Genomic DNA, 14,642 nt, shown 5'->3' with positions numbered 1-14,642 from the left:
ATGGAGGCCATGGGTTCCAGGATCTCGGCGCGGATCGGCGCCATCAGTGAATCAGCGACGCTGGCGGTCGACGCCAAGGCGAAGGCACTCAAGGCGGCCGGACGCCCGGTCATCGGGTTCGGCGCGGGCGAGCCGGACTTCCCGACGCCGGACTACATCGTGGAAGCGGCGGTCGAAGCGGCGCGGGATCCGAAGAACCACCGGTACAGCCCGGCCGGCGGCCTGCCGGAGCTGAAGCAGGCGATCGCGGTGAAGACCAAGCGGGACTCCGGCTACGAGATCGAGGCGGCCCAGGTCCTGGTCACGAACGGCGGCAAGCACGCGGTGTACAACGCGTTCGCGACGCTGCTCGACCCGGGTGACGAGGTGCTGCTGCCCGCGCCGTACTGGACGACGTACCCGGAGACCATCCGGCTGGCGGGCGGTGTGCCGGTGGAGGTGTTCGCGGACGAGTCGCAGAACTACTCCGTCACTGTCGAGCAGCTCGAGGCGGCCCGGACCCCGCGGACCAAGGCTCTGCTGTTCTGCTCGCCGTCGAACCCGACCGGCGCGGTCGACAGCCCGGAGACGATCGAGGCGATCGGCCGCTGGGCGCTCGAGCACGACCTGTGGGTGATCACCGACGAGATCTACGAGCACCTGACGTACGGCGATGCGCGCTCGACCTCGATCCCGGTCGTGGTGCCGGAGCTGGCCGACAAGACCGTCGTACTCAACGGTGTCGCCAAGACGTATGCGATGACGGGCTGGCGCGTCGGCTGGATGATCGGCCCGAAGGACGTGATCAAGGCGGCGACCAACCTGCAGTCGCACCAGACCTCGAACGTCTGCAACGTTGCCCAGCGGGCCGCTCTTGCGGCGGTGTCCGGCGACCTGAGCGCGGTCGACGAGATGAAGAAGGCGTTTGATCGCCGTCGACGGACCATGGTCCGGATGCTCAACGAGATCCCCGGCGTCGAGTGCCCGGAGCCGACCGGTGCGTTCTACGCGTATCCATCGGTCAAGGGCGTGCTCGGCAAGGAGATCAACGGGCGGACGGCTGGTTCTTCGGCTGAGCTGGCCGACCTGATCCTGGACGAGGTCGAGGTGGCGGTTGTGCCGGGTGAGGCGTTCGGCGCGCCGGGGTACCTGCGGCTGTCGTACGCGCTCGGGGACGACGACCTGGTCGAGGGGCTGAGCCGGATCGCCAAGCTTCTGGGCTGACTGGATTTCGCCGTGCGGGTAGGGCCTCGGTAACCTTCGGTAATGACGCAGCGGGATCTGCGGGTGCTGCCGAAAACACACCTGCATCTGCACTTCTCCGGGTCGATGCGGCATCTGACGCTGGTCGAGCTGGCGGATAAGCACGGGGTCCGGCTTCCGGACGCATTGCGGACGGACTGGCCGCCGGAGTTGTCGGCGGCGGACGAGCGCGGCTGGTTCCGGTTCCAGCGGTTGTACGACATCGCCCGCTCGGTGCTGCGGACGGAGGACGACGTACGCCGTCTGGTCCGTGAGGCCGCCGAGGACGACCGCGCCGACGGGTCACGCTGGCTGGAGATCCAGGTCGACCCGTCCGGGTACGCGAACCGGTTCCACGGGATCACGGAGTTCACCGACCTGGTGCTCGATGCCGCGCGGGACGCGTCAGAGTCGACGGGCATCTCCGTGCAGGTGATCATCGCCGCCAACCGCACCCGTCACCCGCTGGACGCACGGACGCTGGCGCGGCTGGCATCGCAGTACGTCGGCCGCGGGGTGGTCGGGTTCGGCCTGTCCAACGACGAGCGCCGCGGTACGACGTCCGAGTTCGCCCCCGCCTTCCGGATCGCGCGCCACGCCGGCCTCCTAGCCGCACCCCACGGCGGCGAACTGTGCGGCCCCGCCACCGTCCGCACCTGCCTGGACGAGCTAGGCGCCGGCCGCATCGGCCACGGCGTACGTTCCGTAGAGGACCCGGATCTGTTGAAGCGCGTGGTCGACGCCCAGATCGCCCTGGAGGTCTGCCCCGCCTCCAACGTCTCCCTAGGCGTCTACCGCCGCCCCGAAGACGTCCCCCTCCGCCACCTCTACGAAGCCGGCGCGCGCATCGCCCTAGGCGCCGACGACCCCCTACTCTTCGGCTCCCGCCTGGCCGAACAGTACGAAACCGCCCGCACCGTCCACGCCTTCACCGATCCCGAGCTCGCCGACCTGGCCCGCTCCTCAGTCCTAGCCTCCACCGCCCCACCCGAAGTCCAGAAATCCCTCCTCACCGAAATAGACCAATGGCTGGGAACCCCGGCGACCGTTCCCGCCTGACAGCAAAATAAGTGCCGGGTGAGTTCCGGTTCAGGTCGTTGCCTGGGGGTGGGGGCGGGCCTAACTTTGCTGGCATGACGCCGACGAAGATCTTGCTGCCGGAAGATGAGATGCCCACGCGGTGGTACAACGTGCTTCACGATCTGCCGACGCCACCGCCGCCGGTGTTGCATCCGGGGACGGGGCAACCGATCGGGCCGGAGGATCTGGCGCCGTTGTTCCCGATGGACCTCATCATGCAAGAGGTTTCGCAGGAGCAGTACGTCGATATCCCGGGCGAGGTGCTCGACGTCTACCGGCTGTGGCGACCCAGTCCGCTGTACCGGGCGCATCGGTTGGAGAAGGCGCTCGATACACCGGCCCGCATCTACTACAAGTACGAAGGCGTCTCCCCCGCGGGATCGCACAAGCCCAACACCGCCGTCCCACAGGCGTACTACAACGCGAAATCCGGCGTCCGGAAGCTCACCACCGAGACCGGCGCAGGTCAGTGGGGTACTGCGCTCGCGTTCGCCTGCGCGCAGTACGACCTGGAGTGCGAGGTCTGGCAGGTGCGGGCGTCGTACGACCAGAAGCCGTACCGGCGGACGATGATGCAGGTCTTCGGCGCGACCGTGCACCCCAGCCCGTCGGACCTGACCGCGGCCGGGCGGAAGATCCTTGCCGAGCACCCCGATTCCACGGGTTCGCTCGGGATCGCGATCAGCGAGGCAGTCGAAGCCGCGGTCCAGGATCCTGAGGTGCACTACGCCCTCGGCTCGGTCCTCAACCACGTGCTGCTGCACCAGACGATCATCGGCGAAGAGGCCCTGATCCAGCTCGCAATGGTTGGTGAGACCCCCGATCTGCTCGTCGGCTGCACCGGCGGCGGGTCGAACTTCGGCGGCCTGGCGTTCCCGTTCCTGCGGGAGAAGTGGGCCGGCCGGATGTCACCGGTCGTCCGCGCGGTCGAGCCGGCCGCCTGCCCGTCGCTCACCCAGGGCACGTATGCGTACGACTTCGGCGACACCCTCGGCATGACACCGCTGATGAAGATGCACACGCTCGGCCACGACTTCATCCCCGACCCGATCCACGCCGGCGGCCTGCGGTACCACGGGATGAGCCCGCTGATCAGCCACCTGTACGAGTCCGGCGAGATCGAGGCCATCGCCAAACCCCAGTCCGAATGCTTCGCCGCAGGGATCCAGTTCGCCCGCACCGAAGGCATCGTCCCGGCCCCCGAGCCGACCCACGCCCTGGCCGCGGCCATCGAGGAAGCCCAACGCTGCAAGGAGTCCGGCGAGGAGAAGGTCATCCTCACCGCCCTCTGCGGCCACGGCCACCTGGACCTGGCGGCGTACGACGCCTACCTCTCCAACACGATGACCGACCGCAGCTGGGACGACGCCGAGATCCAATCAGCCGTCGCCGACGCCCTGACCCGTCTGCCCGCCCTTGGCTAGCGTCCGCCGCGTTTCCACCACGGCTTCGGGCGCTTGGCGACCGCGGTGAGCCAATCCGGCGGGATGGCCCAACCGCGCGAACTCAGCGCCGCGAAGTAGTCCGTCTTCAGGCTGTCCGGCAGCCAGTACGTCGCTCTGCGCTGCCCGGACGCCTCGAAGTACGTCGTACGGTGGCGCCGGCTCCACACCGTCGCCTGACTGGAGCTGTACGCGAGCCGCACGTAGTCCCAGCGCGCCTGCTCGTCGTCCATGTCGAACCCGCGCTCGGGCACCCGTGCCGTGCCCCGAGGTTCCTGATCGATCTCGTCGATCAGCTTCTGTACGACGGCGCGGTCGTCGGTCATCTCCTCCGGCAACCGCAGCCCGACCGGATCCAGCACGACGGCGCCCAACCGCGGCCGAGCCACCTCGAGAAACACCTCGAGCAGCGCGAACCCTTCCTCGGCCCGCCCGAACAGCTCCAACTCGGCACGCAAGGTAGTAACGGCTTCCTCGACCACCCGACAACCCTAAGCGCTGTCTGCCCCAGATGGAGGGGCTGCCCCTATCTGCCCCGGGTTGCCCCACGATGCCCCGGCGTGATCACGCTCAGCAAGCGCGACGGCGAGGCCGCAGCCGCGAAGAACGACCGATTTACGGCCACGAAGCGGTTCACGATTGCGGCCAAATCCCTTTCCCAGCAGTGTTTTCGGGGCAGTTCGGGGCATCGTGGGGCAGATCATCCACAAGGCCCGATTTCGTGGTCGCAGAGGGTGTTCGGCGTCTTACAGTTACCGCCATGTCAGAGCCCAACGAGATGTTGCGCGGCGCGCGAGAGCGCACCCCGTCGCGCCGCGCGCCGGGCGAACACATGTCCCGGGCCGAGCTCGCCGACGCGATCTGTGCCTGGCTGTGGGACACGACCGAGATCAAGTACGAGCTCGACGGCCACTACATCGCCAAGCTGGAACGCGGTGCCGTCCGCTGGCCCGGCGCCGCCTACCGTTCCGGTCTGCGGCACGTCCTCGATGTTGCCGCCGACAACGAACTCGGGTTCTTCCCGCCGTCCGGCATCGCCGTGGCCGAGCCGGAGCCGACACCGCCCTCGATGGTCGGTCACGACGACGACCTGATCCACGCGAGCGACGAGTCGATCGCGCTGCTGTCGTTCGCCGAGGAGTCCAACGTCGGCGAGCTCACAGTCGAGCAGTTGCAGGCAGACATCGAGCGCATCGCCCAGTCCTATCTCCGTACGCCGACCCGACCGTTGTTCGCCAAGAGCCGAGCGATCCGCGACCGAGCCTTCGCGCTGCTCGCCGGCAACCAATCCCCCCGCCAATCCCGCGACCTGTACTCCGCGGCCGGCTTCGCCATCACCATGCTCGCGTGGATGTCCGTCGACCTCGGCCGCCCGGACATCGCCGAAAGCCACACCCGCACCGCCTGGGCCTGCGCCGAGGCCGCGGACCACGACGTACTGCGCGGCTGGATCCGCGCCACCCAGCACACCGCCGCCTTCTGGCAGGAGGACTTCGTCCGCGCGGCGGCGTACGCCGAAGACGGACTGCGGTACTCCGCCGGTACGTCGAGACTGTTCCTGGCCAGCGCAGCGTCGGTCGACAACGCCCGCGCCGGCCAACCCGACAAAGCCCGCGACATGCTCGACCTGGCCCAACAGCTGTCCGTACGCCAGGCCGACTCCGAGCCGGGCGGCCTCCTGCTCTGTACGCCGGAACGCGCCGAGGGGTTGTGGGCGGATACCTACCTCGCCTTCGGCCAGCCCGAACACACCTCGAACCACGCTGATCACAGCGTCGCGCTGTTCGAGGCAGCGCCGTACGTGCTCCGGAATCCAGGGTCCGAGCGCATGGCCCGCCTGCAGCAAGCGAAGGCGCGGCTGCTCCTCGGTCAGCTCGACGGTGCGATCGAGGCCGTCGAGCCGGTGCTGGACCTTCCGCTGGAGTATCGCGTCCGCCCGCTGATTCATCGCCTCGCGGAGGTCGCGGCGCTCACCTCGCCGTACGCCCACACGCCGAAGGCGCGCATGCTCCGCGCGCGCATCGCCGAGTTCATCCAGCTCCCGGCACGGAGGAAAGAGGACCAGACATGATCAAGGACGTCCGCGATCACTGGTACTGGCGCCCCAACTGGCGGCCCGGGCGATCGTTCTACACCTGGCACGTCGTCTTCCCGGAGGACTCCGTCGTGACTGAGGTGCACGCGGCATACCAGCACCTGGTCGACTCGCTTCCCGGGATCACGCCGGTGCCGTCGCAGTGGCTGCATCTCACGGTGCAAGGAGTCGGGTTCACGGACAAGGTCCCGCGGCCGGATCTCGACCAGATCATCGAGGCGACGCGTCGGCGGCTCGAGCACTTCCGGCCGTTCGAGATCAAGCTCGGCTCGGCGGTTGTCGATGTCGAGAGCCTGCAGCTTCCGGTGGAGCCCGTCGACCGGATGCGCCGGCTCCGCGCCCAGCTGCGCGCGGCGATCACCGACGTGTGGGGCCGCGACTCCGTGCCCGCGCTGCCCGAGCTCGATCCACACATCTCGCTCGGCTACTGGAACCAGGTCGCTCCGGCTGAGCCGCTCGAGCAGCGCGTGAAGGCGCTGGGCGGCGGTGTCGCCACGACCGAGCTGACCGACATCACGCTGATCGAGCTCACCCGCGACCACAACCGGTACGAGTGGACGACGTACGCGACCGTGCCGCTGGGCATCCAGGTATCGCGCGACGGATCAGGCGGATGACCGCCACCTACGCCGGAGACAACGCCGCCCTGGTCATCCGAGCCCTCCTCGACTTCCGCAGCCTCTGGACAACCCACGACCTGGTCAGCACCACCGGCGTCCCGGCCCAAGACGTACGCCGAATCGTCGACCGCCTCGAGCAAGACGACCTCGTCGAACGCCACGCTCCCGGGGTAGTCACCGTCCCGAACTGGCTCGCCCTACTACGCCGCTGGAACGAAGACTCCCCCTTCACCCGCACCACCCAGCTCACCTACTGGCGCACCAAACCCGGCACCCCACCCCTCCTGGACCGAATCCCCACCACCCAAATCCGCCACGCCCTCACCGGCACCACCGCCGCCCAACACTGGACCCCAGAAACCCCCACCGGCCGCACAGTCATCTACACCCCAGACGCCCAAGCAGCAGCCACCGTCTGGGAACTCATACCGTCAAAAACCAAGTCGATCATCCTCGCCGAGCCCACGCTCGACGTCGTCTACACCCGCACCCGCAAAACCCCCACCGGCCTCCGTCTAGCCGCCCCCAGCCAAGTCCTAGCCGACCTTCTAACCGGCGCCACCCCCTCCCGCCGCACCGCCAACCCCCTAACCGAATGGATGCTGGACCACCCGCTCGAGTGGCGCTACTGACCGTAGGCGCGGATTGAGACGACGTGGGATCGGCGGGAGCCGTTGGTGGTTTGGGTGGTTAGGCGGAGGTGGGTGGTTGGGGTGGGGGTGGGGAGGTGGTGGTGTTGGGTTCGGTGGTGGTTGTTGGTGACGGTGGCGATGGGGTGCCAAGGGGCGTCGTCGCCGTTGCGGGATTCGAGGGTGTAGTTGGAGAGGAGGGTGGGGAGGGAGTCGAAGGGGGTGCGGTGGTGGTGGAGGTTGATCAGGTCTTCTTGGACGTCGGCGTCGAGGATGACTACGACCTCGGCGAGTTCGACCGGCTCGGGCCAGGTGAGTTGCAGCCAGGGGTTGGGGTCCCACGCGAGGTCTTCGGAGGACCACAGGTTGGGGCCGCCGTACGGGCGGGAGTAGCCGCCGATCACCTTCGACGGTGAGTACGCCGCCGTCTCGCCCAGGCGGACGCACAACCCGCCGCGCGGCAGGATGTGCTTCCAGGCGCGGAACTGTTCGGTCCACTCCTCGTCGGGCGCCGGGTCGCGGTGGACGAAGTGCACAGTCCCCGGGAGCGCGGTCGACGCGGTGTGGACCGAGATCTCAGACGTCTGACGCAGTACGACGAAAGCGTTCGTCGGCGCGGACGGGTTCCACGACAGCGGCACCCGGATCCACCGCTTCTCACCCGCGGGTACGTCGATCGTGCAGGAGCCGACCAACTCGGCCGGCAGGTAGTTCTGCGGCTTGACCGGATCATGCAGCTCGACGGTCAAGGACCCGCCGGCGGAGTCGACGAGCAACTCGAAGCCGTCCAACGACGGGTCGACAGGGATGACCATGCCGATATCGCTCGTCAACGGCAGAGTCCCCGACGACACCTCGACCACCGGCCGGGTCAGAGTCGACGACGCGCTCACCGACGCGGACAACGCAAGGTTCGCAGGATCGTCGTCAACCACGCCGAGGACCGACGAGTCCGCCCGCGTCAACGCGCGCCGCACCAGGTCGAACCGAGACACCACCAACTCCCGCGGCGACAATCCGTTGCGCAGGGCAACAGAAGCGCCGACCCCGGCCGCCTCGCCCAGCAGTGCACACGTCGCCATCACCCGCGTCGTACCGAACGCTACGTGACTCGCGCTGATGTTGCGCCCGGCCATCCACAGGTTCCGCACGTTCCGCGAATACAGTGACCGCAACGGGATGTGGTAGTTCCCGTCCGGATGCCAATGCTTCGACCCGCGCTCGGCCGCATAAACCCCGCCAGGCGGATGCAGATCGATCGACCACCCACCAAAAGCCACCCGGTCCTCAAAGACCGTCTGCTCCAGAACATCCTGCTGCGTGAGTACATGGTCCCCCAGGAACCGCCGGTACTCCCGCTTCCCCGGCACCGACCCGATCCACTCGAGCGTCAGGTTGTCCGCGTCGAAGCGCCCCGAGTTCTTGATGTAGTCCCAGATCCCGTAAACGACAGCCTGCAACTCGTCCCGGATCGCCTCGTTGTCGTCCACGACGTCGAGCGAGCCACCCCACTCGATCCACCAGAACGCGCACCCGTTCATGTCGGTCCGGATCACCCGGCGGTCCGGGATCGCGGTCTCGTTGACGTCCCGCGCGAACGACGGCGGCACGAACCGCACCGGCTCCCCCGCGTCCTTCGTGTAGAAGAGGATCGTGCTGCCCAGCGTGTTCGAGTCCGGGACCAGCGGCGCCCACGATTCGTCGTACTCCGATCGCGGCTCGCGCCCCGTGCGGAAGTCAGCGCCCGCCAGCAACCCGACCAGCCCGTCGCCCGAGCAGTCGACGTACGCCGGACTGACGAACCGGATCTCCTTCTCCGACCCCATCTGCCACCCGGTCACCGACTCGATCACGCCATCGGCAACCGACAGCGACCGCACATCCGTGTTGAGGTACAGCGTGATCAGCGGCTCGGCGCGGACCGCTTCCAGCAGCACGAGATCCCAGTAGTACGGGTTCCCCAGCGGGTTCCGGTACTGGTTCTCGACGAACAGCTCACCCATGATGCCGGTCTCGCGGGCGAAACTCTGCACGCCGTGCGCGGTCGCCCCGCACACCCACACCCGCACCTCGCTGGAGGAGTTGCCGCCGAGCACCGGCCGGTTCTGCACCAGCGCCACGCTGCTCCCCTGCCGCGCGGCGCCGATCGCCGCGCAGATCCCGGCGAGCCCGCCGCCGACAACGGTCAGATCGGTCTGGACCTCGAGCTGCTGCATTCAGAAACCTTTCACGTGTCCGGATGTACGACGGGCTGCCCCGGCCCGTTCGGGTGATTGGCGGTGAGGTGATCGGGCACCCGCTGCGCGACCAGCACGAACAACAGCCCGGCCGTCAGTACGTCGCTCGCGCGGCCGGCGAAGAACTCGGTCCAGTTGGCGCCGTTCGGCGTACCGGTGTCGAAGGTGACGTCGGCCAGCCGCGCGATCGGCGAGTCGACCATCCCGGTGATCGCGACCGTCAGCGCGCCCTCGTCGTGCGCCCGGCGTACGAACTCCAGCGTGGTCGGGTCAGTCCCGGAGCGGGTGACGGTCAGGGCCACGTCCCCGGCGCCGAGCAGACCGGCGCCGATCTGCGACGACTGCGGCCCGTCGAAGAACCACACGGGGATCCCGATCCTCAGCAGCCGGATGTAGAGCTCGCGAGCCGGGATCGCGTCGCCCCACTCGCCGTAGATATGAGTACGGCGTGCGCCCGCGATGGCATCCGCGACCCGGGTCGCCGCGTTGAGATCGATTGCCGCCAAAGCGTTCCGCAACGCATTCGCCTGCGTCGAGGCGAGCACATTCAGCACCTGCTCGGGCGGATCGGCGGGACCGATCGCCATGCCGATGTCGCTCGCCCACCCGGCCTCGAGACCGCGGCCGACCTCCATCGCCAGGGCGGCTCGCAGCGCGGGATAACCGGCGTACCCGAGGTGCGTCGACAGGCGCGTCACCGTCGCGGCCGACGTCTGGGCGACCTCGGCCAGCTTGGTGATCGATCCGCGCGCGACCTCGTCCGGGTTCGCCAGGATGTGCTCGGCGACCCGCTGCATCGCACCGTTCAGCTCGGGCAGGGCCCGCTTGACCTGCTGCAACGGGCTCGGGCTCTCGGCTCTCTCCATGTCTGCCATCCCGCCATCGTCACGTATAGACGAACTGGGCACTCGCCACACCGTCGGTGTCGCTCACCACCCGCACCCAGTGCGCGCTGAATCCGGGCGGGAACACATGCGTCCGGATCTGCCCCGGCTCGACCGTCAGCGTCTCCACCGCGCCGAACCGCCCGTGCCCGTGGAAGTCGATCTCGACCGTGATCTGCAAAGCCTCAGAGCCGAAGTTCTCCAGATGCAGACACTTCCCGTCGAAGCCCGTCATCAGATACGGATCCGAGGGGACCCCAGCCTCGACCGGCGTCTCCCACCACGGCCCGCCCCACCCGGCCGGCTTCCCGAAGCTCCACAGATCGTCGGTCTTCCCGAACCACAACCCCGACTGTGGCTCGGCCGTCGTCGGGTTCAACCCATGACTGGGAGACGCGTTGTCCGCCCCAGCCACCAGCATTCCGCGCCACGAGCAGAAGTCCCCGAGCACCCACAAATGCGTCGAGATCGGCCGCACGCCCCAGATCCGCCCGCCGTAGGCCCACGGCGACAGCTCGTAGAACATCCCGTGGTGATCCATCAGCAGCCGCTCATGCTCGACCTCCCGGATCCGCGGCCACTCCGTCTGCCACTTGTGATCGAAGCAGTGTGAGGCCTTCGGCAGCCGGTACCGCGTCCACTTCTGATCCGCCTCGGTGAACACCTCGAGAATCGCCGACGCCCGGTCCCATCCGGTCGCGAAGATCGTCCCGCCGAACTCGTGCCGCCCGCCGATCGCGGTGAACGGATCCTCCCGCAGTACCTTCCACGTCCGACCGTCGTACTCCGCCAGCCGCCCGCGCGACCGCGTGCCGGCCCACTCAGGCTCGGCGTACTCGTTGGAGCACACCACGAGCCGGCCGAACGACGTGTAGCAGTCCTTGTAGTGCACCTTCATCTCGCCGTCGGTGCCGAGCTCGTCGTTGAGGTCGAAGAGCTGCGTGCACTCGTACGTCGTGAGGTCAAGCTCGAGCAGTTCCCCCTCCATCGCGAGCACGTACACGTGGGTGTCCGGCTTGGTCAGGTGCCTCGACGTACCGCAGACGCGCAACGGCTGGAGCTCGGGGATGGTGACGATCTTGTGATCGGCGGAGATCACGTGCGGCCCGAGCACGAGCTTGGAGGTCGGGAAGTGCACGAACCGGTTGGTGTACGTGCCGTCCACCCCGAGCGTCTCGGCGACGATCTCCATCGAGAAGTCGGCGTCGATCCGGCGGAGACTGACGCCCGCGCCGGACGGGGCCTTGTGCGAGTTGTAGTTCTGGACATAGAGCTTCCCGTTCCACGGCATCAGCGAACCGACGCCGAGCTCGCTGCGCGGCGGACCGAAGTCACCGATCTGGGCAAGCTGCGGGAAGACACCTGAGACGTTGTTCATTTGATCCCTGTGTGAGTCATGGCGGCGATGAACCGCCGCTGCAGGACGACGAACACGATCAGCACCGGCACGATCGAGATCACCGAGGCGGCCATCGTCAGGCCGGGTGCGATCTGGCCCTGTTCGTCGACGAAGTTGGTCAGGCTGAGCGGCAGCGTGTAGCGGTCGGGGTTGCTGATCAGCACCAGCGGCGTCTCGTAGTCGTTCCATGACCAGACGAACGCGAGGATGCCGAGCGCGCTCATCACCGGTGTTGCCAACGGCAAGTAGATCCGGGTGAAAACGCGCCATTCGTTCGCGCCGTCCATCCGCGCGGCTTCGGCGAACTCGGCCGGCTGGCTGATGAAGAACTGCCGCATCAGGAACGTGCCGAGCACGGTGAACATGCCGGGCAGGATCAGCGCCCAGAGCGTGTCGTACAGCCCGAGCTTCTGGAAGTAGATGAACCGCGGCACCAGCAGCAGCTGCGCCGGGATGATCGCGGTCGCGAGATAGAGCAGGAACAACTTGTCGCGGCCCTTGAACGACATCCGCGCGAAGGCGTAACCGGCCATCGTCGCGGTGATCAGCTCGCCCGCGACCCGGAGTACGGCGACGAAGATCGAGCGCCCGAACGCCGGGAGTACCGAGGTCGCTCCGGACAGCACCGTGGTGAAGTTGTCCCATTGGAACGGGTTCGGGATCCACTGCATCGGGATCTTGTACGCGTCCACGTCCGGCTTCAGCGCGGTCGAGATCATCCACGCGAACGGCGCGAGGAACGCGATCGCCAGGATCCACAACGGGATCCCCCACAACCACTTGGACTTAGTCATTGAGGGCCCTCCCTCGCTGCGCCCGCCACGTGAGCAGAGTCAGGACGAGTACGCCGACGAACGTCACCAGGCCGATCGCCGACGCGTAGCCGAACCGGTAGAACTGGAAGCCTGTTTGGTACATGTAGTACGAGATCGTCGTGGTCGAGTCGCCGGGACCGCCGGCCGTGATCAGTGCAATCAGACCGAATCCCTGCGACGCCCCGATGATCAGGGTGACCAGCAGGAAGATCGTTGTCGGCAGCAACGACGGCCAGGTGATCACGCGGAACTTCGCCCAGACCGAGGCGCCGTCGATGTCGGCCGCTTCGTACAGCTGCCGCGGCGCGTCCTGCAGAGCGGACAGGTAGATCAGCGAGCAGTACCCGACACCGCCCCAGATCGCCATCACGATCAGCGCGGGCAGCGCCCAGTGCGACGAGGCGAACCAGCCCGGTTGGATGCCGAAGGCATCGAGTACCTGGTTGACCAGGCCGGCCTTCGGGTTCATCAGCATCAGCCAGGTCATGCCGATCGCGACCACGTTGACGATGTACGGGAGGAAGAAGATCGCCCGCAGTACGGCGCGGCCGGGGAGCGGGCGGTTGAGCGCGATGCCGAGCGCGAGTCCTCCGACGACGGTGAGCGGTACGGACACCACGACGTACACCAGCGTCAGCCCGATCGCGTGCCAGAACCCGGGGTCGCGGGCGATCGCGACGAAGTTGTCGATGCCGTTGAAGGTGATGCCGCCGAGACCGGACACCAGGTTCCAGTCGGTGAACGCGAGTACGACGACGCTGATCAGCGGGATCAGCGTGAACGCGACCACGCCGAGCAGGTTCGGCGCGATGAACAGGAACCCGATCCAGCCGCGCGGCTTGATCCCGGGCGCCTTCTCGGTCCGGACGGCCGGGGCGGCCGCGACGGTTGCGGTGGCCATCAGGGCCTCCTCTCGTTACGGGCGATCGCGGCGTCGGCGAGCCGCCGTACCTCACGGATCGCGACGCCCGGGTCCTTCTCGCCCAGCCAGCACAGGTCGCGCTGCTGCTTCACGGCGAGCGTGATCTCGGGGAACCCGGTCAGCCGGGTGTCGGTCGCGAGCTTGGGATCCGCCTCGAGTACGACGCGGCGGAACGAGTCCATGTCGAAGTACTTCTCCGGCTCCTTGCCGAGCATGCCGGTGATCACCTGGTCGTCGGTGACGCCGCCGAGCGCGGGCAGCTTGCCGCCCTTGAGCATCGGCGTCGCGCCCTCGGTCAGCCAGAACTTCACGAACGCCCAGGCCGCCTCGAACTTCGGCGACTTCGGGTTGATCATGATGAAGTTGCTGTACGAGCCGCCGTTCCAGTCCTTGCCGTCGACCGTCGGCGACGGGGCGAATGCGACCTTGAAGTCGTGCGGGTACTTCTTCGCGTCGTACAGGTAGCGCAGGTTGAACGGCGCGGTCGACCAGAGGTGGAACTCCTCGGTCAGGAACGAGTTCTGCTGGTACGCGTCGAGGTGGCGGGCGAGGACCTCGGTCCACGGGAACGCCGTACCGTCGGCGATCATCTCGCGGCCGAGCCTGAAGCCCTGCTCGAAGTGCGGGTCGCCGAAGTTGCTGCGGTTGCCGTCGTACCAGTAGTTGGGTCCGAGGGCGATCCGGGCGATGTCCGGGACCGTGTAGGCACCGACGGTCTTGCCGGTGGTCAGTCGCTTTGCCGTACTGCGGAACTCGTCGATCGTCCATGCGTCTGGGAGATCGACTCCGGCCTGTTGCCGGAGCTTCTCGTTGAACAGGACGAAGAACGGCTCGCGGGCGGTGGCGAGGGCTTTCACCTTGCCGTTGTCGATGTACGACCGCGGCTGCTCGGTGTCGAGGAACACCTTCAGGTCCGGATCGTTGGTCACGCGATCGGTCAGGTCCGCCGCCAGTCCGGACCCGGCCCTGAGCGCCATCGCGCCCTGCGAATAGGTGAAGTACACGTCGATGTCGACGCCACCCTGCAGCGCGGTATCGAGCTTCAGGTTGCCGCGATCGTCGTTCACGAACCGCGTGTAGTTCACGTCGTACTGCGGAAACTTCTCCCGAAACGCCTTCACCACATCCCCCGGCCCCGAAGCCGCCGGCACCCCACCCCAAACCTGCAAAGCCCCCGACCGCCCGCCACCACCGCCGCCCGCCGCACACCCCGGCACCACAGCAGCCGCCAGCCCCGCACCCACCCCGGCAAGAACCTCCCGCCGAGAAAATCTTTTACGCCTCACACTCCACCTCCC

The 14,642-nt window shown here is 67.6% G+C and carries 13 protein-coding genes; 6 read left to right on the top strand and 7 right to left on the bottom strand.

The features are described from left to right. Positions 1-9 precede the first annotated feature (9 nt). From ACFWUU_RS20020 to ACFWUU_RS20010, 3 genes are all read left to right on the top strand, one after another. Positions 10-1,203 (top strand): pyridoxal phosphate-dependent aminotransferase, encoded by a 1,194-nt coding sequence (locus ACFWUU_RS20020; RefSeq protein ID WP_170989985.1) that lies wholly within the window; start codon positions 10-12, stop codon positions 1,201-1,203. A 42-nt stretch (positions 1,204-1,245) separates the two neighbouring features. Beyond that, the gene (locus tag ACFWUU_RS20015; RefSeq protein ID WP_137258612.1) at positions 1,246-2,280 is read left to right on the top strand and encodes an adenosine deaminase; all 1,035 of its coding nucleotides are present in this window, start codon (positions 1,246-1,248) and stop codon (positions 2,278-2,280) included. A 74-nt stretch (positions 2,281-2,354) separates the two neighbouring features. Beyond that, positions 2,355-3,725, top strand: coding sequence for a TrpB-like pyridoxal phosphate-dependent enzyme (locus ACFWUU_RS20010; RefSeq protein WP_380177249.1), 1,371 nt, complete (start codon positions 2,355-2,357; stop codon positions 3,723-3,725). Here the strand turns inward: ACFWUU_RS20010 and ACFWUU_RS20005 are convergent. Further along, positions 3,722-4,225 carry a hypothetical protein gene (locus ACFWUU_RS20005; protein WP_380177248.1) on the bottom strand — a complete coding sequence of 168 codons (504 nt, stop codon included), beginning with the start codon at positions 4,223-4,225 and terminating at the stop codon, positions 3,722-3,724. The two genes, ACFWUU_RS20010 and ACFWUU_RS20005, sit on opposite strands and share 4 nt — an antisense overlap. Positions 4,226-4,503: 278 nt before the next feature. Here ACFWUU_RS20005 and ACFWUU_RS20000 point away from each other — a divergent pair, with 278 nt between their 5' ends. Genes ACFWUU_RS20000 through ACFWUU_RS19990 form a run of 3 tightly spaced genes read left to right on the top strand, consistent with a single transcriptional unit; the run spans position 4,504 to position 7,090 of the window. Next, entirely contained in the window at positions 4,504-5,814 is a 1,311-nt protein-coding gene (locus tag ACFWUU_RS20000; protein WP_233715127.1) for a hypothetical protein, read from the top strand. After that, positions 5,811-6,455, top strand: a complete 645-nt coding sequence (locus ACFWUU_RS19995; RefSeq protein ID WP_380177247.1) for a 2'-5' RNA ligase family protein — start codon at positions 5,811-5,813, stop codon at positions 6,453-6,455. Before ACFWUU_RS20000 ends, ACFWUU_RS19995 begins: the two co-directional genes overlap by 4 nt. Continuing rightward, complete coding sequence (locus tag ACFWUU_RS19990; RefSeq protein ID WP_380177246.1) at positions 6,452-7,090, top strand: MarR family transcriptional regulator; 639 nt, start codon at positions 6,452-6,454, stop codon at positions 7,088-7,090. The genes ACFWUU_RS19995 and ACFWUU_RS19990 overlap by 4 nt, the downstream gene beginning before the upstream one ends. Here ACFWUU_RS19990 and ACFWUU_RS19985 read toward each other — a convergent pair. The 6 genes from ACFWUU_RS19985 to ACFWUU_RS19960 are packed head-to-tail and all read right to left on the bottom strand — an operon-like array spanning position 7,084 to position 14,588. Next, positions 7,084-9,303, bottom strand: a complete 2,220-nt coding sequence (locus tag ACFWUU_RS19985; RefSeq protein WP_380177245.1) for an FAD-dependent oxidoreductase — start codon at positions 9,301-9,303, stop codon at positions 7,084-7,086. The two genes, ACFWUU_RS19990 and ACFWUU_RS19985, sit on opposite strands and share 7 nt — an antisense overlap. Before the next feature lie 11 nt (positions 9,304-9,314). Then, positions 9,315-10,190, bottom strand: coding sequence for a MurR/RpiR family transcriptional regulator (locus tag ACFWUU_RS19980; RefSeq protein ID WP_380177244.1), 876 nt, complete (start codon positions 10,188-10,190; stop codon positions 9,315-9,317). 19 nt (positions 10,191-10,209) lie between these two features. Beyond that, positions 10,210-11,586, bottom strand: a complete 1,377-nt coding sequence (locus ACFWUU_RS19975; protein ID WP_380177243.1) for a hypothetical protein — start codon at positions 11,584-11,586, stop codon at positions 10,210-10,212. After that, a complete protein-coding gene (locus tag ACFWUU_RS19970; protein WP_137258604.1) occupies positions 11,583-12,401 on the bottom strand; it encodes a carbohydrate ABC transporter permease in 819 nt (272 codons plus the stop codon). The genes ACFWUU_RS19975 and ACFWUU_RS19970 overlap by 4 nt, the downstream gene beginning before the upstream one ends. Next, on the bottom strand, positions 12,394-13,323 hold the full coding sequence (locus tag ACFWUU_RS19965) for a carbohydrate ABC transporter permease (RefSeq protein WP_380177242.1): 930 nt from the start codon (positions 13,321-13,323) through the stop codon (positions 12,394-12,396). Before ACFWUU_RS19965 ends, ACFWUU_RS19970 begins: the two co-directional genes overlap by 8 nt. After that, complete coding sequence (locus ACFWUU_RS19960; RefSeq protein ID WP_380177241.1) at positions 13,323-14,588, bottom strand: ABC transporter substrate-binding protein; 1,266 nt, start codon at positions 14,586-14,588, stop codon at positions 13,323-13,325. Before ACFWUU_RS19960 ends, ACFWUU_RS19965 begins: the two co-directional genes overlap by 1 nt. Positions 14,589-14,642 lie beyond the last annotated feature (54 nt).

The organism is Kribbella sp. NPDC058693, from assembly GCF_042715335.1.
Taxonomy (GTDB): Bacteria; Actinomycetota; Actinomycetes; order Propionibacteriales; family Kribbellaceae; genus Kribbella; species Kribbella jiaozuonensis.
Note: the sequence above shows the minus strand (reverse complement) of the source record. Positions and strands in the feature narration are given on the sequence as shown.